Origin of the sequence: Mesorhizobium sp. M0587, from assembly GCF_040320945.1 — a bacterium.
Classification (GTDB): domain Bacteria; phylum Pseudomonadota; class Alphaproteobacteria; order Rhizobiales; family Rhizobiaceae; genus Mesorhizobium.
This window is the reverse complement of record NZ_JAMYQP010000001.1, coordinates 16,228-36,294: the sequence shown is the minus strand read 5'-3', so window position 1 is coordinate 36,294 and position 20,067 is coordinate 16,228. Positions and strand designations below refer to the sequence as shown.

18 protein-coding genes and 1 tRNA gene are annotated in these 20,067 nt (G+C 63.3%); 8 read left to right on the top strand and 11 right to left on the bottom strand.

The window, feature by feature from the left end:
• Window positions 1-4 precede the first annotated feature (4 nt).
• The 5 genes from NKI49_RS00170 (at window position 5) to yacG (ending at window position 2,098) form a co-directional block, all read left to right on the top strand.
• On the top strand, window positions 5-490 hold the full coding sequence (locus NKI49_RS00170) for a UPF0262 family protein (RefSeq protein ID WP_027027430.1): 486 nt from the start codon (window positions 5-7) through the stop codon (window positions 488-490).
• Window positions 478-948, top strand: a complete 471-nt coding sequence (locus tag NKI49_RS00165; RefSeq protein WP_352695513.1) for an arsenate-mycothiol transferase ArsC — start codon at window positions 478-480, stop codon at window positions 946-948. The genes NKI49_RS00170 and NKI49_RS00165 overlap by 13 nt, the downstream gene beginning before the upstream one ends.
• Window positions 949-1,035: 87 nt before the next feature.
• A complete protein-coding gene (gene infA / locus NKI49_RS00160; RefSeq protein ID WP_006200926.1) occupies window positions 1,036-1,254 on the top strand; it encodes a translation initiation factor IF-1 in 219 nt (72 codons plus the stop codon).
• A gap of 23 nt (window positions 1,255-1,277) precedes the next feature.
• The gene (locus tag NKI49_RS00155; protein WP_352608328.1) at window positions 1,278-1,904 is read left to right on the top strand and encodes a Maf-like protein; all 627 of its coding nucleotides are present in this window, start codon (window positions 1,278-1,280) and stop codon (window positions 1,902-1,904) included.
• Window positions 1,901-2,098 carry a DNA gyrase inhibitor YacG gene (gene yacG, locus NKI49_RS00150; RefSeq protein ID WP_027027433.1) on the top strand — a complete coding sequence of 66 codons (198 nt, stop codon included), beginning with the start codon at window positions 1,901-1,903 and terminating at the stop codon, window positions 2,096-2,098. The genes NKI49_RS00155 and yacG overlap by 4 nt, the downstream gene beginning before the upstream one ends.
• A 10-nt stretch (window positions 2,099-2,108) precedes the next feature.
• On the opposite strand, the gene NKI49_RS00145 is transcribed toward yacG, so the two are convergent.
• From NKI49_RS00145 to NKI49_RS00120, 6 genes are all read right to left on the bottom strand, one after another.
• Window positions 2,109-3,479, bottom strand: a complete 1,371-nt coding sequence (locus tag NKI49_RS00145; protein WP_352608330.1) for an alpha-glucosidase/alpha-galactosidase — start codon at window positions 3,477-3,479, stop codon at window positions 2,109-2,111.
• 19 nt (window positions 3,480-3,498) lie between these two features.
• Window positions 3,499-5,166, bottom strand: coding sequence for an ABC transporter ATP-binding protein (locus NKI49_RS00140; RefSeq protein WP_352608332.1), 1,668 nt, complete (start codon window positions 5,164-5,166; stop codon window positions 3,499-3,501).
• Between the two features lie 10 nt (window positions 5,167-5,176).
• Window positions 5,177-6,313: an ABC transporter permease gene (locus NKI49_RS00135; RefSeq protein WP_352608334.1), complete on the bottom strand. Its 1,137-nt coding sequence runs from the start codon at window positions 6,311-6,313 to the stop codon at window positions 5,177-5,179.
• Window positions 6,313-7,320: an ABC transporter permease gene (locus NKI49_RS00130; protein WP_352608336.1), complete on the bottom strand. Its 1,008-nt coding sequence runs from the start codon at window positions 7,318-7,320 to the stop codon at window positions 6,313-6,315. Before NKI49_RS00130 ends, NKI49_RS00135 begins: the two co-directional genes overlap by 1 nt.
• A gap of 112 nt (window positions 7,321-7,432) precedes the next feature.
• Window positions 7,433-9,517 carry an ABC transporter substrate-binding protein gene (locus tag NKI49_RS00125; protein WP_352608185.1) on the bottom strand — a complete coding sequence of 695 codons (2,085 nt, stop codon included), beginning with the start codon at window positions 9,515-9,517 and terminating at the stop codon, window positions 7,433-7,435.
• Window positions 9,518-9,621: 104 nt separating this feature from the next.
• Entirely contained in the window at window positions 9,622-11,088 is a 1,467-nt protein-coding gene (locus tag NKI49_RS00120) for an alpha-glucosidase/alpha-galactosidase (protein WP_352608187.1), read from the bottom strand.
• A gap of 53 nt (window positions 11,089-11,141) precedes the next feature.
• Between NKI49_RS00120 and NKI49_RS00115 the strand changes: the two genes are divergently transcribed.
• Window positions 11,142-12,209, top strand: coding sequence for an AraC family ligand binding domain-containing protein (locus NKI49_RS00115; protein ID WP_502899641.1), 1,068 nt, complete (start codon window positions 11,142-11,144; stop codon window positions 12,207-12,209).
• Window positions 12,210-12,278: 69 nt separating this feature from the next.
• Here NKI49_RS00115 and NKI49_RS00110 read toward each other — a convergent pair whose 3' ends face one another.
• The 5 genes from NKI49_RS00110 to NKI49_RS00090 all read right to left on the bottom strand — a co-directional run bounded on the left by NKI49_RS00110 (window position 12,279) and on the right by NKI49_RS00090 (window position 18,549).
• Entirely contained in the window at window positions 12,279-14,306 is a 2,028-nt protein-coding gene (locus tag NKI49_RS00110; protein WP_352608189.1) for an aldo/keto reductase, read from the bottom strand.
• Between the two features lie 28 nt (window positions 14,307-14,334).
• Window positions 14,335-15,414, bottom strand: coding sequence for an ABC transporter ATP-binding protein (locus tag NKI49_RS00105; protein WP_352608191.1), 1,080 nt, complete (start codon window positions 15,412-15,414; stop codon window positions 14,335-14,337).
• Window positions 15,415-15,423: 9 nt separating this feature from the next.
• Window positions 15,424-16,260, bottom strand: a complete 837-nt coding sequence (locus NKI49_RS00100; RefSeq protein WP_352608193.1) for a carbohydrate ABC transporter permease — start codon at window positions 16,258-16,260, stop codon at window positions 15,424-15,426.
• Complete coding sequence (locus NKI49_RS00095; protein ID WP_352608195.1) at window positions 16,257-17,117, bottom strand: carbohydrate ABC transporter permease; 861 nt, start codon at window positions 17,115-17,117, stop codon at window positions 16,257-16,259. The genes NKI49_RS00100 and NKI49_RS00095 overlap by 4 nt, the downstream gene beginning before the upstream one ends.
• A gap of 160 nt (window positions 17,118-17,277) precedes the next feature.
• A complete protein-coding gene (locus NKI49_RS00090) occupies window positions 17,278-18,549 on the bottom strand; it encodes an extracellular solute-binding protein (RefSeq protein ID WP_027027444.1) in 1,272 nt (423 codons plus the stop codon).
• A 104-nt stretch (window positions 18,550-18,653) separates the two neighbouring features.
• Here NKI49_RS00090 and NKI49_RS00085 point away from each other — a divergent pair, with 104 nt between their 5' ends.
• On the top strand, window positions 18,654-19,526 hold the full coding sequence (locus tag NKI49_RS00085; RefSeq protein ID WP_352608000.1) for a helix-turn-helix domain-containing protein: 873 nt from the start codon (window positions 18,654-18,656) through the stop codon (window positions 19,524-19,526).
• Between the two features lie 310 nt (window positions 19,527-19,836).
• Window positions 19,837-19,912 (top strand) — tRNA-Phe (locus tag NKI49_RS00080).
• Window positions 19,913-20,067: the final 155 nt, after the last annotated feature.

Sequence of the window (20,067 nt, the reverse complement as noted above, 5' to 3'; positions counted from 1 at the left end):
CGGCATGACGGGCTCCGATCAAACCCGCGCAAAGCTGATCGATATCGAACTCGATGAATCGATCGGCCGTTCGACCCCCGACGTCGAGCATGAACGCGCGGTGGCGATCTTCGACCTGATCGAGGAGAACAGCTTTCAACCCGTCAACGACAGCGGCGCCGGCCCCTACCGGCTGAAACTGTCGCTGGCCGAGCAGCGCCTGGTGTTTGCCGTGGCGCGCGAGGACGGCAGCGCGGTCGTCACCCACATCCTGTCGCTGACGCCGCTCAGGCGCATCGTCAAGGACTACTACATGATCTGCGAAAGCTATTACGACGCCATCCGCTCCTCGACGCCGAGCCATATCGAGGCGATCGACATGGGCCGCCGCGGCTTGCACAATGAGGGATCGCAGACGCTGATGGACCGGCTCTCCGGCAAGATCGATATCGACTTCGACACGGCGCGACGGCTGTTCACGCTGGTCTGCGTGCTGCACTGGCGGGGCTAGTCCTGGTACCCGGCGCCCTGCCCCGCTCGATCCTGTTCCTGTGCGGCATGAACGCCGTGCGCTCGCCGATGGCCGAGCAGCTGGCGCGCCGGATGCTGCCGGCCACCGTCTTCGTCGCCTCGGCCGGCGTGCGTGCGGGCGAGCGCGATCCGTTCGTCGATGCGGTGCTTGGCGAGGAAGGCCTGTCGCTGGGCGAGCGCCACCCAAGGACGCTGAACGATCTCGAGGACGATTATTTCGACCTCATCGTCACGCTGGCGCCGGAGGCGCATCATGCCGCGCTCGAACTCACCCGCTCGCTCGCCGTCGAGGTCGAATACTGGCCGACGCCGGACCCGACCGATGCCGGCGGCACGCGCGAACAGATCATGGCGGCCTACCGCGACGTTCGCGAGCGGCTGAAGTTGCGCATTGGTCGACGTTTTTTGCTTCCGGAACAAAAAAACGCGACGGATTAAGCGTGTTCACAAGCGCACGATTATCATATAGGTTCCGCCGAAATTCCGGCCGGGGAGCCGGAACCGCCATCCAAGCAAAGGTATAGAATGCCGAAGGAAGAAGTCCTCGAGTTTCCGGGTGTCGTGACGGAATTGTTGCCCAACGCGATGTTCCGGGTAAAGCTCGAAAACGAACACGAGATCATCGCCCATACGGCCGGCCGCATGCGCAAGAACCGCATCCGCGTGCTGACCGGCGATAAGGTTCTGGTCGAGATGACGCCATACGACCTGACCAAGGGCCGCATCACCTACCGTTTCAAATAAGATCAAGGCTCGACCGAAACGCGATGAGCATTTTGCAGCAGCTGGTGCTTGCCTCGGGTTCGCCGCGCCGCATCGAACTCTTGCAGCAGGCCGGCATCGAGCCGGACCGTGTGCTGCCGGCCGATGTCGACGAGACGCCGCTGCGCGCCGAGCATCCGCGCTCGCTGGCCAAGCGGCTGTCGAAGGAAAAGGCCGAGAAAGCGTTCGCGTCGCTGAAGGCCGAGGACGACTATGCGCCGGGCTTCGTGCTGGCCGCCGATACGGTGGTTGCGGTCGGGCGGCGCATCCTGCCCAAGGCCGAGACCCTCGATGACGCCGCCAACTGCCTCGGGCTGTTGTCCGGCCGTTCGCACCGGGTCTATTCCGGCATTTGCCTGATCACGCCGGGCGGCAAGCTGCGCCAGCGGCTGGTCGAGACGCGGGTGCGTTTCAAGCGGCTGCCACGCGAGGAGATCGACGCCTACGTCGCCTCGGGCGAATGGCGCGGCAAGGCCGGCGGCTACGCCGTCCAGGGTTTAGCCGGCTCCTTCGTCGTCAAGCTGGTCGGTTCCTACACCAACGTCGTCGGCCTGCCGCTCTATGAGACGGTGGCGCTGCTGTCCGGCGAAGGCTTCAAGATCCATCAAAGCTGGTTCTCCGCGCGGCCATGAGTGTTGACGACAAGGTGACGCCGCTACGGCCAAAACGCCCTTGCCCCGAATGCGGCAAGCCGTCGGCGCGCGAGACCTATCCGTTCTGCTCGAAGCGCTGCAAGGACATCGATCTCAACCGCTGGCTGAAGGGGGCCTATGTCATCAAGGCCCGCGACGACGAGGAAGAGACCGACCCCGACGAGCCGAAATAGGGCCGCCCGGTCAGGCGGCTTCGTTCTTGCGGTTCACGCGTGCCCAGGCCGGCAGCCAGTCGCCATGAGCGGCGAGCAGCTCGTCGACCAGCGACCAGATCTGGTCGAGGTCGAGCTCGGCTGATGTGTGGGGGTCCATCATCGCCGCGTGGTAGATGTGCTCGCGGTTCTCCGTCATCAGCGCCCGCACCGTCAGCTCCTGCACGTTGATGTTGGTGCGGATTAATGCCGTCAGCTGCGGCGGCAACTCGCCGATATAGGTCGGCTGGATGCCGGAGGCATCGACAAGGCACGGCACCTCGGCGGCGCAATCGCGAGGCAGCGAGGTGATGCAGCCATTGTTGCGGACGTTGCCGTAGATCACCGACGGCTCGCCGGTCCAGACCGAATTCATGATCGAGGAGGCGTATTCCTTCGACTGCTCGACCTCGATGCGCTCGGCCGAGCGATAGGCCGCCGCCTGTTCTTTCCAGCGCTCGATCTGCTCGATGCAGCGCTTGGGGTATTCATCCAGCGGAATGCCGTATTTCTCGATCAGGTCGGGGCGGCCTTCCTTGATGAAATAGGGCGTGTATTCGGCGAAATGCTCCGAGCTTTCGGTGACGAAATAGCCAAGCCGCGTCAGCATCTCGTAGCGCACCTTGTTGGGGCAGCGCGGGTTCCAGCCGGGCTTGGGAGCGCGGCCTTCGCGATAGGCGCGCACGAGATCCGGATAGAGGTCGCGATAGGAGCCGTCCGGCTGGCGATGCTCGAAATTCAGGTAGAACGCCATGTGGTTGATGCCGGCCGAGCGGTAGCGGATCTCGTCATAGGGAAGGTCGAGATCATGCGCGAGTTCCATCGCCGTGCCTTGCACCGAATGACAGAGCCCGACCTGCCGGATATCGGGATATTTCTCTGATATCGCCCAGGTGTTGATCGCCATCGGGTTGACGTATTGCAGCATGATCGCCCGCGGGCAGACGGCGAGCATGTCCTCGCAGATCTTCCACAGATGCGGCACGGTCCGCAGGCCCCGCATGATGCCGCCAACGCCCAGCGTATCGGCGATGGTCTGGCGCAGGCCGTATTTCTTCGGCACTTCGAAATCGGTGACCGTGCAGGGCTCATAGCCGCCGATCTGGAAGGCGACGACGACGAAGTCGGCGCCGGCCAGCGCCTTGCGCTGGTCCGAATGGATCTCGACCTTCGCCTTGGCGCCCAACGTCGCGATCAGCTTGTTGACGACGACGGCGCTCTCTTCCAGGCGCTGCGGATTGATGTCCATCAGCGCGATCGTCGCGCCCGACAGCGACGGGCGCTGCAGCACGTCGCCGACGATGTTCTTCATGAACACCGTCGAGCCGGCGCCAATGAAAGTGATCCTGGGATTTCTTGTCACGCTAACCTCCGGCATGTGTTCAGGCCACGTCGAAAGCGGCCCTGACGAGCCGTTCGGTGTAGGCGGTCTTGGGATTGGACAGGACCTCGTCGACAGGTCCCTGTTCGACGATCTTGCCGTGCTGCATGACGATGACGCGATGGCACAGCGCGCGCACCACCTTGAGGTCGTGCGAGATGAACAGATAGCTCAAGCCGCGTTCGTCCTGCAGCTTGCGCAGGAGATCGATGATCTGCGCCTGGACGGAGAGGTCGAGCGCCGATGTCGGCTCGTCGAGCAGGATGAATTCGGGTTCCAGCGCGATGGCGCGGGCGATCGCGATGCGTTGCCGCTGGCCGCCGGAGAATTCGTGCGGGAACCGCGAGAGGATGTCGCCCGGCATGCCGGCGCTGGTCAGCGCCTCGCGCACCCGGTCGACCCGCTCGCGCCGCGTCGCCCCGATGCTGTTGACGACCAGTCCTTCCTCGATGATCTGCCCGATCGTCATGCGTGGATTGAGCGAGGAGAACGGATCCTGGAAGACGATTTGCATGCGCGAGCGCAGCGGCCGCATCTCGGCCCGCGACAGGCCCTGGATCGGCTTGCCCTCGAAGCGGATCTCGCCGCGTTTGGCGTCAATCAGCCGGAGCAAGGCCTGGCCGAAAGTGGTCTTGCCGGAGCCGGACTCGCCGACCAGTCCGAGCGTTTCGTGGCGGCTGAGCGTCAGGTCGAGGTCGTCGACTGCGACCAGCTCGCGCCAGTCCGGCTTCAGGAAGGTGCCGTGGCGCAGCATGAAGCAGACGCGCACGCCGCTCGCCTCCAGAATGGTGCCGCAGCCCTCTGGGAGCGGCTGCGGCCGGCCGCGCGGCTCGGAGGCAAGCAGCCGCCTTGTGTAGGGATGCTGCGGGTCGGCGAAAAGCCGCTCGGTGACGTTGTGCTCGCACATTTCGCCATGCTGCATGACATAGACGTAATCGGAGAACTTGCGCACCACGGTGAGATCATGGGTGATCAGGATCACCGCCATCCGCAGCTCCTTCTGCAGGTTGCGGATCAGGTTCAGGATCTGTGCCTGTACGGTGACGTCGAGGGCGGTGGTCGGCTCGTCGGCGATCAGCACGTCGGGATTGTTGGCCAGCGCCATGGCGATCATCACCCGCTGGCGCTGTCCGCCCGAGAGCTGGTGCGGATATTGCTTGAGGCGCGCGGCGGGCTCGGGAATCTGCACGTGCTGCAACAGTTCGAGCGCCCTCGCCTGCGCCTGCCTGCGGCCGATCTTGCGGTGCACCCTGATCGCCTCGACGATCTGGCTGCCGACGGTGTAGATCGGGTTGAGCGAGCTCATCGGCTCCTGGAAGATCATCGAGATGCGGTTGCCGCGCAGCTTGCGCCGGTCGCGCTCGGGGAATTTCAGGATGTCCTGGCCGTCATATTCGATGCTCGATTTCGGCGATACCGTGGCCCGCCGCGACAGCAGCCCCATGACGGTGCGCGCCGTCACCGACTTGCCGGAACCGGATTCGCCGACGATGGCGATCGTCTCGCCGCGATAGAGCTGGAACGAGATGTCCTTGACCGCTTCGACGACGCCGTGCTCGACCTTGAAGGCGACCTCGATGTTGCGAGCGTCGATGACGGGCTGGTCCTGGCGTGCGCCATGGTCGTGGCGGACGGCTGGGGCGAAGGATGTGGCGAGCGCAACGGTCATTCCTGCCACCTCAATAAGGGTCGACGGCGTCGCGCAGGCCATCGCCCAGCGCGTTGAAGGCGAAGACGGTGACAAGCACGAAACCAACCGGCGACAGGATCCAGGGATAGGTGCCGATGACCGAATAGGTGGCGGTGTCCTGCAGCATCAGGCCCCACGAGATCAGCGGCGGCTTGACGGCGAAACCGAGGAAACCGAGAAAGGATTCCAGCAGCACCACGGTCGGGATCGCAAGCGTTACCGCGACGATCACATGGCTCATCACATTGGGGAAGATGTGCTGCATGATGATGCGCCGGTCGGTGGCCCCCACCGCCATGGCGGCGCGGACATATTCGATCCGCGCCAGCGCCAGCGTCTTGCCGCGCACCTCGCGCGACATCTGCGCCCAGCCCAACGCCGACATGACGATGATGACGAAAGCGAGGAAGACGTTGGTTGGAGCGGTGACCGGGATCAGCGTCGTCAGCGCCAGATAGAGCGGCAGTTGCGGGAAGGCGAGCACCAGGTCGACGAAGCGCTGCATCCAGACATCGAACCGGCCGCCGAAATAACCGGAGACCGTGCCGACGGTGGTGCCGATGACGGTGATGATGAAGACGACCGTCAGCGCGATCATCAGCGAGACACGCGAGCCATGGATGGCGCGCGACAGCACGTCGCGGCCGAACTTGTCGGTGCCGAGGAAATGCACGGGCTGGCCGTCCGTCGAGGCAAAGAAATGCCGGTTTGCCGGGAGGAGCCCGAGGAGCTTGTAGGGCGCGCCCTGGACGAAGAACCCAAGCAGCCTCGGATGGTCGTAGTCGGGGCCGACGACGGGCTGGAAGGTGACCGGATCGAGGTCCGCCGAATCGGCCAGCGCGTAGACCCTCGGCCGCGCGACGAAATTGCCGTCCTTGTCACGGAAGACAGGCACTTGCGGCGGAGCGAAGCCGACATCCGTGACCTTCGGGTCCATCGGCGCCAGGAACTCGGCGAACACGGCCATAAGGATCAGCAGCACGACGAGCCAGAACCCCGCCATGCCGGTCCAGGAACGCTTCAGCCGACGCCAGACGAGCGCGGTATAGCTCTCGTTGCCGCGCGCGGGTCTCTCGACCGGCCCTTCGGCCGGCAGTGGGGGTGGCGATTTATCGCGGGCAAGCATCAGTTCTCTCCGAACTGGCGCACGCGCGGATCGAGCAGGACCAGCAACATGTCGGCGACGATGTTGCCGACGATCAGTGTCGCCGACAGCACCATCATGAAAGTGGCGGTGACATAGACGTCGCCGACCGCCATCGAGCCGACGATCGCCGGACCGACGGTGGGCAGCGCGAAGATGATCGCCGTCTCGATCTCGCCGGTCAGCATGTAGGGCAGCACCACGCCCTGATACATGACCAGCGGGTGCAGCGCGTTGGGCACGGCGTGGCGCATGACGACGGCGCCGCCGGTCAGCCCCTTGGCCTTCGCCGTCTCGACATATTGCGCATTGAGCGTGTCGAGCAGATTGCCGCGCATGACGCGCATATTGTAGGCGAGGCCGCCGAAGGTGGCGATCGCCACGACCGGCCAGACATGCTTGACCAGGTCGACGAACTTCGCCCACGACCATGGCGCACCGCCATATTGCGGCGAGAAGAAGCTGCCGATCTCCGACACGTTGAACTGGAAGACCAGGAGATAGACGATGATCAGCGCCATCAGGAAGCGCGGCACCGTCATGCCGAGGAAGGAGATTGCCGACAGGATCGAGTCGACCCAGGTGTATTGCCGGGTCGCCGCCCAGATGCCGAAGGTGATGCCCAGCACCGAGGCGAGCAAGTGGCAGACCAGCGCCAAGAGCAGCGTCCGCGGCAGGCGCTCGCCGACCACATCGGCCACCGGTTTGTTGTAATAGAGGCTGTAGCCGAAATCGCCGCGGGTGATGATGCCGCCGATCCAGTTGAGATATTGCACGGGCAGCGGCTTATCGAGGCCATGTTCGACGCGGTAGGCCTGCGCCTGCGCATCGGCTTGGGCGAAGGAAGCTCCGCCCTGGTTGATCAGCTGCGAGCGGATGTAGTCGGCATAGTCGCCTGGCGGCGCCTGGATAATGGCAAAAGTGACGATGCTGAGGATGGCGAGGACCGGAATTGCGGACGCTATGCGCATGAACAGGAATCGCAACATCGGGCGGTCCGCTTCCACATTTTCGCCGGTCGCGCGTGGGCTTCCGGAGGTTGGCTTTGTCCGGCCGCGCCAGCGGCGCGGCCGGAATTCTCTCAGTCAGGGGAGGTAAACCTTAATCCATCGGGCCCTTGTCTCCAGGCTTGCCGGGAAGTTCTTCAGGGAACAATTCATATTTCGCCTGCTTGTCGGCCGCGACGAAGACCCGTTCGCGGACGATCGAATCCTCGGCCCAGTTGAACATGAAGATCGGCGTGCCCTGCGGAATGTTGGAAAAGCGCTTGTTGACGATCAACGCACCGGGGTATTCCGTCAGGCCGATATTGTAGACGTGTTCGGTCGAGATCTTCTGGAATTGCTTCATCAGGCTGGCGCGCTCGTCATTGTCCGAGGAGGAGACGAACTTGTTGACGATGTCGACAAGTTCCTTTTCGAAAGGCATCAGGTCGACCACGCCGCTTTCAGGCGCGCGGTGATCCCAGCTGGTCTTGGGGCCGACGGGCGCGAGTTGCACGGTGTTCTGCACGACGGAGGTCAGCTCCTGCTCGTTGCGCCTGATCAGCCAGTCGAAGCGGCCGGAATATTGCGAGGCGTCGCGCTGGGTGCCATTGAGGCCGTTGAGCACGACCCTGATGCCAAGCTTTTCCATTTGGCCGACGACGCCTTCGGCGAGGCTCTTGTCGGTGCCGTAGTCGTTGTTCACCAGCATCACGATTTCGACGTTCTTGCCGCCGGCCGTGCCGGCCGGGAAGTTCACGAAGCCGTCGCCGTCGGTATCCTTGAGGCCGGCCTTGGCGAGTTCGGCCTTGGCGCCTTCGAGGTCGAAGGGATAGTAGACCGTCGACTTGCGGTCATAGAAGCTGGTGCCCGAGGAGAAGCCGCCGGGGTAGATGGCGGTGAACGGCCCCTTGACGAGGGACTCGCCGAGCGCCTTGCGGTTAAGCGCCATGGTGACGCCCTTGCGGAAATCCTCGTTGCGGTTCAGTTCGCGGATCGCCTGGCCGCGCTCGTCCGGGTTGCCCCAGCCATTGGCGGAAAAGTTCAGGCGCAGATTGTAGCCGATCAGCCGCGGGCCGAAGGCCAGGCGTGCCGGCGCATTCGCTTCCGCCGCCCGCTTCAGCGAGGCGACGAAGTTTTCCGGCTGCTCGAGGTTGGAGAAGTCGCCCGAGCCGGCCACGGCCTGGACGTCGCGGTCGGCCCAGGTCGACAGCTTGTATTGCAGCTCGTTGAGGTAGGGCAGCTGGTTGCCCTTCTCGTCGACCTTCCAATAGTAGGGGTTGCGGCGCATGACGATGATGTCGTCCGGCCGGTATTCGACCGGCACCCAGGCGCCCATCACAGGCATGTTCATATATTCCGGCGGGAAGGCGTTCTTGAACTGGTCGTAGGTGTTCTTCGAATATTTCGGATGCTGCGGCTTCAGTATATGCGACGGGCCGGGGCAGAAGGTGCCGTAGGCCATGGCATAGAGATATTGCTTCGGGAAGGCGTCCTTGAAGGTCCACTCGACGGTGTAGTCGTCGATCTTCTTGAGCGTGGTGCCGACGCCGAAGGTTTCCTGTGTCGCGCCATTGAGCGGCGAGACGTTCGGGTCGACGACCTCGTCGTCCCAATAGAACATGACATCGTCGGCATTGAAGGGCGCGCCGTCGGACCATTTCGCGCCCTCGACCAGATGCATGGTCAGCTTGTGGCCATCCGCCGACCAGTCCCAGCTTTTGGCGAGGTTCGGCAGCGGCTCGGTATCCTTGGCCTCGACCTGGAACAGCGGCGCGGTGCGCGTCAGGCACTCGGAGAGGCCGATATCGATGCCGCCCCAGCCTTGCGTCTGGCCGGCGCCGTAGTTCCAGCCTTCCGGCCTTCCGCCGATGACATGGCGCATCGTGTCGCCATAGGTGCCGATGCCGTCAGGCATGTTGGCGGTCTTGAAGACCATCGGCTCCTTCGGCAGCCTGTCCTTCACCGGCGGCAGCTTGCCGGTCTTGACGTATTTCTCGGTAACCCAGTCCGGCTCGTGATAGTCCGGCAGCGCCTTGAACTCCACAATGGAGTCGCGCGCGACGTATTTGATCTTGCCCTCGGCCGGGAACGCTGCCGGCTCCGGCGGCACCGTCGGTTCGGAAGCGAACGCGTTGAGTGCCGGAATGGAGACGCTCAGCGCCAAACCGGCGGCAATTCCAATTCTGCGTAAATTCCTCATTTGTTTCTCCTCCCTCGGTGTTCAGATGTTTGCTGCTTTTGGTCTTGTGCCCGGACGGCTGATTGCGACGGACCGCCTCCCGCGGGCCCGCCACCGCCCGGTTTTCAGCCGGCCTGTTTGAGTGCTGCCTTTTCGGCCCGCAACTCCTCGATCGAGCGGACGCTTCGCCGCGCGGCGCCCGCCCATTCACGGGTCTTGACCTGCGATTTCGACAGCCGCTCCCTGGCGGCCGGAACCGCGTGGGCATATTGCGGCAGCCAGGCGGCCTGGGCGACCACCATTTCGTCGACCATCTGCCAGACCTCCTCTGGTGTAGACACCGCGCCGACCAACGGGTCATGCAACACCGCAAGCTTGAGCAGGTCGATGTCGCCCGATATCGCGGCATGCACCGACATGCGCTGCACGTTGATCGAGGCGATGCAGGTGGCGGCGCAAGCTTCCGGCAGCGTAATACCCGAGACCATGTTGATGCCGAAGCGGTCGACGAAACCGGGCGACTCGATGATGGCGTCCCGCGGCAGATTGGTGATGACGCCATTGTTCTTGACGTTGAAGTGGCCGCGATAGACGCGGTTGGTCTCCAGCGCCTCCAATATGTGGCTGGCATGCTCGTTGGAGCGCCTGGAAGTGTCGATCGGCTTCGACGCCGCTTCGAGGAACTGCGGATATTCGGTCTCGAACCAGTTGCGGGTTTCCGTGGAGTACCGGAGGTAGCCGCCCGTCTCGCCATGGATCCAGTCGGACATGTCGATCCAGCGCGTGATCTCCTCGGGGCGTTTGCGGTACCAGGGCAGGTATTCGGACAGGTGGCCGTTGCTTTCGGTCGAATAGACGCCGAAGCGCTTCAAGACGTCGATGCGCAGCTTTTCCTGCCTGGAATAGACCGGATGCGCCTCGAAGGCGGCGACCAGTTCGTCCTTGCCGATCTTGCGGCCGTTGAGGCGCAAATCGATGAACCAGGTCTGGTGGTTGATGCCGGAACAGACATAGTCGAGTTCCCCAGTAGACTTCGCGCCCAGCACCTCGGCGATCTGCTCGGCGCCGTGCTGGACACCGTGGCAGAGGCCGACCGTGTCGACCTTGCCGTATTCGATCGCCGCCCAGGTGTTCATCGCCATCGGGTTGGCGTAGTTGAGGAATTTGGCGTTGGTCTCGGCGACCTCGCCTATGTCCTTGCAGAAATCCAGGATCACCGGAATGTTGCGCTGGCCGTAGAGAATGCCGCCGGCGCAGATCGTGTCGCCGACGCACTGGTCGATGCCATATTTCAGCGGGATGCGGATATCGTCGGCATAGGCTTCGAGGCCGCCGACCCGTACGCAGCTGATGATGTAGCGCGCGCCTTCGAGCGCCTTGCGGCGGTTCGTGGTCGCCGTCACCCTGGTCGGCAATTTGTTTGCCTCGACGATCCTGTCGAGGATCGCCTTGATCATCTGGAGATTGTGCTCGCTGACATCGGTCAGCGCGAATTCGATGTCCTTGAATTCGGGCACGCATAGTATGTCGGTGAACAGTTTTTTGGTGAAGCCGACGCTGCCGGCGCCGATAATAGCGATTTTGAAACTCATCACCTTCACCTCGATCCGATCGAATGATAGGCAAGGAGCAACCAAGGGAGGATATGACGACGCGCCAGGGCGCGCATGCCATTCAAGCCGGAATCCGGCTTTTTCTCCTCCCGCCCGCTCCTCGACCGCGGGTTCTTCCGTTCTTCGAGGAGGGATTATGCCCTTATTCGCGAGCGCGACCAGAGAAGGATTATGCTTTCAGGGGTAATTTTGTGCTACGGGATTTGATCGCCAACGGACAGTCGATGCGCACGATCTCGCTACCGCGCGGACGCCAGCGCCTGCATGCCATGCCGACAAGCACGGGCTATGAAGTGCGCGAGAATGAAACCTACGACTGGGACGGGCGCCGGCGCGGCCAGACGCCGTTCACCGTGCTCCAGCACACGATCAGCGGCACCGGCCGCCTGCGCTACGAAAACCGCGACTACCGCCTGCAGAAGAACGACACATTGCTGGTGCTGGTGCCGCACAACCATCGCTACTGGCTGGCCAGGGACGAGCGCTGGGAATATTTCTGGATCTCGATGAACGGCGAAGAGGCGCTGCGCATCCACAAATCCATTCTCGGCACGTCGGGCCCGGTGTTCCGGCTGCAGCCGGCGACGATCGACCATCTGGCCGATTGCAGCCTGCGTCTCATCAAGGGTGCCGCTTCGCCGGGTGCCGCATCCGCCGTCGCATACGAGGCCGCGATGGCTCTCTATGACGACGTTTTCGGCTCGCACGCCTTCGCCGAGAAACAAAGCGCCATGCAGCCGGTCATCGATCATATCAACGCCAATCTCGACGGGCCGCTGCCGGTGGCAGACCTTGTCCACATCAGTGGCCTCAGCCGGGCTCATTTCTCGCGCTGCTTCGCCGAGAGCGAAGGCCTGCCGCCCGCCGAATTCGTGCTGCAGCAGCGCCTGCAACGCGCGGCGAAACTCTTGACCAAGGTGGACTTCCTGCCGGTCAAGGAAGTCGCCATATTATGCGGTTTCGAGGACGCGAATTATTTTTCGAAGGTGTTCCGCCGCTGCTACGGCATCACGCCCAGCCAGTTCCGCACCACCGGCATGTACGCCAGTTTGAGGATTCCGGCCAGGCACGGCGTCAGGCCGTCGGATGACGAGGCCTGACGCCGGTTTAAAACCCCTGTTTTATGCCTGTCATTACCCCAAACCGCTGCGCGCTCCAGGTGACATCCATCAGGCGGCGTGACGGCTGCCGCCATCCAGCCATTCGAGATCGGCCGGGGAAAGCGCGATGTCGAGGGCGCGCAGGCTGTCGTCCAGTTCGCCCAGCGTGCGTGGCCCGATCAGCGGAACGGATGGGAACGGCTGATTGAGCACATAGGCCAGTGCTATATGGATCGGACTCTTGCCCAGCCTTGCGGCGAGCTCGATCGCCCGGTCGCGGCGGCCGAAATTGCGCTCCGAGTACCAGACCCGCACCAGTTCCTCACTGTCGAGCCTGTCGCGCCCGGCACGGTCGGTGAAGAAGCCGCGGCCCTGGCTTGACCAAGCGAAATTCGGCATCTGCCGCGCGGCCAGCCAAGCCTTCCATCGGTCGGTCGAGGAGGTGACGCAACCAGCCCAGATCGGCTCCAGCATCTCGGCCAGCGAGAAGTTGTTGGACAGCGCGCCGGGCTTCTGCTTGCCGGTCCGCTCGGCATAGGCAATCGCCTCGTCCATGCGCTCCATCGTCCAGTTCGAGCCGCCGAACGGGCCACGGATGCGGCCCGCCTTGACCTCGCGATCCATGGCGTCGACGAATTCGCCGACCGGCACGTCCGGATTGTCGCGGTGCATGAAATAGATGTCGACATGATCGGTCTGCAAACGATCGAGCGACTGGGCGAGCTGCTTGCCGATCACGTCGGGATAGCAGAGCGGCGAATGCGCGCCCTTGGCGATGACCACCGATTGCTCGCGCACGCCACGGTTCTTCAGCCACTGGCCGAGCAAGGTCTCGGTGTAGCCGCCGCCATAGACATAGCCGGTATCGAAGAGATTGCCGCCGGCCTCGAAAAAGGCATCGAGCAGGATCGAACCCGAGGAGAAGGTGCGGAAATCCTCGAAACCGAGCGCCACAACCGAGGCCGGCTTCGACAGGCCCGGAATGGCGCGCTTGGCGATCGCCGTGCCGCCGGATCGCAAAGGCCGGCCGGAGATGGTGTCGGTGCGCAGCGCTGCCTTTTCGATCTCGTATTCCAGGCCAACGGCGGCGCGCCATCTGTCGAGCACGCGCAAAGTGCCGAGGCTGTCGGCCCAGGTCATGCCCGGCCAGGCGAATTCCTGGCGCCCGGCGAGTATGGCCTCGCCGGCGGCGTCGACCTCGAAGGAATAGACATGGCGCTTTTCGTCGACACTGATCGTCTCGCGCGCGTCGTCCGATCCGATCACGTCGATCTGGCCGAGGCCGACATCGCGATTGCCGCCGGCAAACCAGAAGTCGGGCACTTCGATGCGGCCCTTGGTGCCGAAAATGCGCAAGACATTGTCCTGGTTGAGCGAGATGCTGCAGGACACCTCGGCGACGATGCCGCCGGCAAAGTGCAGCAGCGCCGAGGCCCATTCGTCAACGCCGGACTGGCCGAGATGGGCAACGCCGACCACCTTGTCGGGCTCCGCGAATGCCTGTCCGGATGCCGCCCCGGCGATCAGCCGTGCCATCGAGACCGGATAGCCGCCGACGTCCAGTATGCCGCCGCCGGCGGACTCGTTGGCATAGAGCCGGTGCTGCGGCATGAAGCCCGGCATGGCGAAGCCGAAGCTCGATTTGATCATCCTGATATCGCCGATAATACCCGACTTGATCAGTTCGACCAGCTTCAGCGTCTGCGGGTGCAGCCGGTACATGAAGGCCTCGCCGAGAAAGGTGCCGGCCTTGCGCGCGGCATGGATCATCGCGTCGGCCTCGAAGGCGGTCAGCCCGAGCGGCTTTTCGCACAGCACATGCTTTCCAGCCTCGGCGGCCTTGATCGCCCATTGCGCGTGGCCGGGATGCGGTATCGCGATGTAGACGGCATCGACCTGCGGATCGGCGAGCAAGGCATCGTAGCCGTCAAGAATGCGGGCGCCGGGAAACTTCCCGGCGAGGCCCGGCTTGGCGGGATTGCGCGCGCCGAGTGCGACAATCGTGCCGGTGCGCGAAGCGGCCACGCCGCCGGCAAAGGCCTGGGCGATGCTGCCCGGGCCGAGAATACCCCAGCGAATGGGCGTGGTTGCGGTCATTGTCATTCTCCTTGAAGGCTGGAAGGGGTCAGCGCAGCCGCAACCCATTTTCGTCGAACAGGTAGGATTTGCGGATGGAAACGGTGATCTCGGACGTGTCGGGAACCCTTGTCGCGTCGCGCTGGATCACCACGTCTTCGCCATGGGCGGTCCGGGCATAGATAAAGCTCGTGCCGCCCAGGTGCTCGACCACGTCGATGGCAACGGCAAGGTCGGTGTCGCCTTCGCCCTGGCCGCCGAAATGTTCGGGACGCACGCCGACGATGACCTTGCTGCCCGTTTCGGGTGCGGTGCCTGTCAGCGGTTGCGTGATGCGGGTCTTCTCCTGAGCCGCCAGCTCGACCACGACGCCGCGCGCGTCGTGCCCGACAATGCGGCCTTTGATGAAGTTCATCTTCGGCGAGCCGACAAACCCGGCCACGAACTGATTGTCGGGATCGTCGTAGAGATCGAGCGGGCGGCCGATCTGCTCGATATGGCCGGCGCGCATCACGACGATCCGGTCGGCCAGCGTCATCGCCTCGGTCTGGTCGTGCGTGACGTAGATCATGGTGGCGCCGAGTTCCTTGTGCAGTCGCGAGATCTCGACCCGCATCTGGACGCGCAATTCGGCATCGAGATTGGAGAGCGGCTCGTCGAATAGGAACACCTGCGGCTCACGCACGATGGCGCGGCCGATCGCGACGCGCTGGCGCTGGCCGCCGGAGAGCTTTTTCGGGCGCCGCTCCATCAATTCGCTGATGCGCAGGATCTCGGCCGCCCGCTTCACCCGCCGGTCTGTGTCGGCCTTCGGATTGCCGGTCATGCGCAGCCCGAAGGAGAGGTTCTGTTCGACGCTCATATGCGGGTAGAGCGCGTAGGACTGGAACACCATGGCGATGCCGCGGTCGGCCGGCTCGACGTCGTTGACCAGCTTGCCGCCGATGGCGATCTCGCCGGCGCTGATGTCCTCGAGCCCGGCGATCATCCTGAGCAGCGTGGACTTGCCGCAGCCGGACGGGCCCACGAAGACGACGAACTCGCCGTGCCTGACGTCTATGTTGGCGCCATGGACGACTTCGAAGACACCGAAGCGCTTGACGACATTGTTGAGCGTGACGGTCGCCATGCTGCTCCTTTACTTGACCGCGCCGGCGGCTATGCCGGCGATGAAATGACGCTGCAAAAGCACGAAGACGACGAGCATCGGCACGGTGAGCATCACGGCACCGGCCATGATGCCGCCCCACGACACTTTGGTGAGACCGATCAGCGTGCCGAGCGCCACCGGCGCCGTCATCGAGCCCGGCTGGCTGTTGATCAGCAGCGGCCACAGATAATTGTTCCAGGAGGCGAGAAACAGGATGATGGCGAGTGCCGCCAGCATCGGCCGCGCCAGAGGCAGCGCGACGAAGACGAAGATGCGCCATTCCTTCACGCCTTCGACGCGCGCCGCGTCGAACAGATCGTCCGGCATCATCGAGAAGCTCTGCCGCATGAACAGCACGCCGAGCGAATTGAACAGCGGCGGCACGATCAGCGCCACCCAGGTGTTGGCAAGCTTGAAGTCGCGCGCCACCATAATGAATTGCGGGATCAGCACCACCGCGTAGGGCAGCGTGATGGTGCCGAGGATGATGGCGACGACCACGCCCTTGCCGAAGAACTGGTAGCGCGCCAGTGCCCAGCCTGCCATCGAGGTCAGCAGCACCGACAGGAAGGTGTAGGTCACCGCCACGGAGACGGAGATACCGATGGCGCCGACGAAGTTGGTGTCGCGTTGCAGATTGTTGAAATTATCCACGAAGTTGCCGTGCGGCAGCAACTCTATGCCGGGGCTGAAAATGCCGTTGTCGGGCATGGTCGAGAACACCACCATCATCCACAGCGGAAACAGCCAGATCAGCGCCAGCGGCGTGAGGAAGAGATGCAGCGCGATGCTGCGCCTCAGCCTGGCGGCGGAGAGCGAGCTCATTGCTTTTCCCTCGTCAGCCACAGCTGCACCAGCGTGATCGCGATCGCCAGCCCGGCCATGGTGTAGGCGACGGCCGAGGCATAGCCGAAATTGAGTGACCGAAAGCCCTGGCGATAGAGCAGCAGGCCGAGCGTCTCGGTGCCGCCGCCCGGTCCGCCGCGCTCGGTGATCAGGAACGGCTCGGTGAACAGCTGCATGGTGCCGATGATCGACAGCACCATGCAGAACACGATGACCGGCTTCAACAGCGGCAAGGTGATGAAGAAGAATTGCTTGAGCTTGCTGACCCGGTCCAGCGTCGCCGCCTCGTAGACGTCTTCGGGAATGGATTGCATGCCGGCCAGAAGGATGATCGCGTTGTAGCCGGCCCAGCGCCAGGTAACCGCGATCATGATCAGCGCCATTGCCGGCGTGACGTTGGAGAACCAGTCGATGCTGGGCAGGCCGACGCTGTTCAGCAATTTGTTGATGATGCCGAAATTGAGATTGAACATCAGCCGGAACACCGCCGAATAGGCGACCTCGCCGACCACGACCGGGGCGAAGAAAGCGAAGCGGTAGAGCCCCCTCGCCTTCAGCAGCGGCGAATTCAGAAGCACCGCCATCACCATGGCCAGCGTGATCATCACCGGAACCTGGATGACGAGGATCAGCAGCGTGTTCTTCAGCGCGTTGAAGAAGGCCGGATCGCCGATCAACCGGCCCCAGTTGAAGCCGGGCGCGAACCGCCAGGGCACGGTGCGCGTCGCCTGGAACGAAATCAGGAACGAGCTGATGATCGGCCATACCCAAAAGATCGCGAAGATCAGGAGGTAGGGCGTGAGAAAGCGATAGGCCGTGGCGTTGCGGTTGCGCATCTTGCTCCTCCTTCTCTTGCCGGTGTTTCAAGCGGTTCCCGCGGCAGCGGGAACCGATCTGTCGAGATTGCAAGCCATCGCACGCCCCGCGAGGAGAAACTCGCGGGACATGGTCGGGTCCGGGCGACACGTGTGTCGGTCCCGGACCCGGCTCGGGAGGTTACGACTTGACCGGCAATCCGGTCGCCGCGGCGATCTGGCTGGCGGCATCGTCGAGCGCTGCCTTGGCATCGGCATAGCCGCCGGCCAGGTACTTGGTCTGCACCGCGCGGACGATGATCTCGGCATCGCTCTGGAACTGCGTGCCACGGCTGGGGACGACCTTGGGCAAGGTGCCGAGAATATCCTTCCACACCGCCTGGCCACCCCAGTAGGGCAGGCCTTGCGAGACGAAGGGATCGTTCAGCGCCGACACCAGCGAGGGTACGAGGCCGAATTCCCTGAGCATCGTTATCTGGCCCTCGTTGGTCCCGAGCGTGTATTTCAGGTACTCGTAGGCCGCCTCCTTGTTCTTCGAGGCCGACGTGATGGCCAGCGAAGACCCGCCGAGGTTGGCGGCGCGCGGGCCATCGGCGGTGAGGCTCGGCATCAAATACACGCCCCACTTGCCGTTTTCCCCGGCCGATTCGGTGCGAATGGTGCCTTCGTACCAGCCGCCATAGACCTGGGTGGCGACGGTGCCGGCCGTGTTGTTGGTGATCTTGGTGCCCCAGTCCGCCGAGGAGATGATGCCGGCGTCCTTCATCTCCTTGAGCTTGGTCATGGCGTCGACGCATTTGGGCTGGTTCACCGTGATGGACTGGCCATCTTCGGCAAAATAGGAACAGCCCTGCTCGTTGGAGATCATGCGGAAGAATTCGGTATCGCCGTTGAAATCGGCGTTTGTCATCGAGACGCCCGGATTGGCGGCCTGTATCTTCTTGCCGGCGGCGATGAAATCGTCCCAGGTCTTGATCGACGCCGGATCGACGCCGGCCTTCTCGTAGAAGTCGCGGCGGTAGAAGGCCGCAACCGGACCGGAATCCCACGGCATCGAATAGGCCTTGTCGCCGACTTCGAGCTCGGTGCGTTTGAAATCGGGGAATTTCGCCTGATCCTCGGCGGTGTAGCCCAGCGTATGCAGGTCGACGAAGCAGTCGGGGAACTGGCTCCAGTAGTTCTCTGCCTCGCCGTTCTCGATGGTGACGATGTCGGGCAGGCCGACGCCGCCGGCGGCGCAGCCGGCGATCGACTTGTCGTAGGTCGGCTGATTGCCGAGATCCTGGACCGTGACCTTGATGTCGGGATGCAGCTTGTTGAAGCCGGCAATGGTCGCCTTCAGCGATGAAGCAGCGATGTTCCAGCTCCAGATCGTGATTTCGCCGGATTGCGCGAAGGCCGGGGCTGAGCCCAAGGCAAGCGCCAGCGCGGCGCAGGTCAGTGTGATGCGCATTGAAATCCTCCCATTTCATTTGCTCTCTCTGCGAGCCTGGCTAGACTATGCAGCGCGGACGGCTTGTCGCCGACAAAGGGAATAAGGAATTGGCGGAAAGTAAGATGACGGAACGGCCGTTTTACCAGCCCGGCGCCAGCAGCGTCGAGGGCTTCCCGTTGGCGCTGCAAATGTTCCACAACCACCCGTTGGTGATGCTCAAGCCGCATTGGCATGCCCAGGTCGAGGTCAATTTCATCGTCAGCGGCAGCGTGCATTACCGCATGAACGAGCACGAGATCTGGCTTTCGGCCGGCGAGATGTGCCTGTTCTGGGGCGGACTGCCGCACCAGATGGACGATCTGACGGACGATGCCGTCTATGCCGGCGCGCATCTGCCGCTGGTGCATTTCTTCCGGCTGCATCTGCCGGCGGACATACGCCACCGGCTGATGACCGGCGCGACACTGGTGACCAGCTCCACCGACCAGTCCGACAACGACAATTTCGCCCGCTGGAACCGCTATGCCCGCTCGGGCGACGCGGCCAGGACCGAGCACGCCGTCAGCGAATTGCTGCTGCGGCTGGAACGGATACGGTTCGAGCCATACCGGCTGGTGCCCGGAACCACGGCCGGGCAGGAGGCCGGCAGCCCCTTCGACCAGCAATCGTCACGCAATGTCGGGCGTATGTGCGATTTCATCGCCGAGAATTTTCTCTACGAGATCGATTGCATGAACATAGCTGCGGCGGCTGACATCCATCCCAAATACGCCATGAGCCTGTTCAAGAAATCGACCGGCATGACGCTCAACGAATATGTCAACCTCTTGCGGCTGAGCTACGCGCAGGCGCTTTTGATGCACCAGGACGCCAATGTGCTGCGCGTCGCCATGGATTCGGGCTTCGGCTCGCTCAGCGCCTTCAACAAATCGTTCCGCAAGCTCGCCGGCATGACGCCCTCCGATTTTCGCAAGGGCCTGGCTGGCGCCAAGTAATCCGCGCCGACCGGCGGCGCTTCCACGGTGACGCAGAATGCATTGCCGCGCTTGATCGCCGGCTAAAGGCGGATCGCTCCAGCGCGGCACGGCGGCGTCAGCCGGGACGCCGAAAGGGTGGGCCCCGCGCCATTCTGGCGCAGGAAGCCGCCTGGAAAAGCGCCTGCGGCGTGGCATCTCTTTTCCTGCCGGAATTCGCTATCTGGGCGCTGGACAGGCCGGATTCCCGTGCTATAACCCACGCGCTTTCAAGGGGCGTCCACGGCGCCTTCATGAAATCCGGTCCGCGAGTTTTCGTTTGCCGGAACAGGCCCAGATAGCTCAGTTGGTAGAGCAGCGGACTGAAAATCCGCGTGTCGGTGGTTCGAATCCGCCTCTGGGCACCATCCCCCCTTCTCCCGACACTCCCTTTCACCGAACCTTCTACGCTGCAGCTTCTGCAAGCGCCTGGAATTGTTGATGTTTTGCAGTCGCATTGCGCAGTTAAGCGGACAGGGAGCGCTTCAGGAGCATTTGGTCCAACGAGGCGGGGGGATGGTAT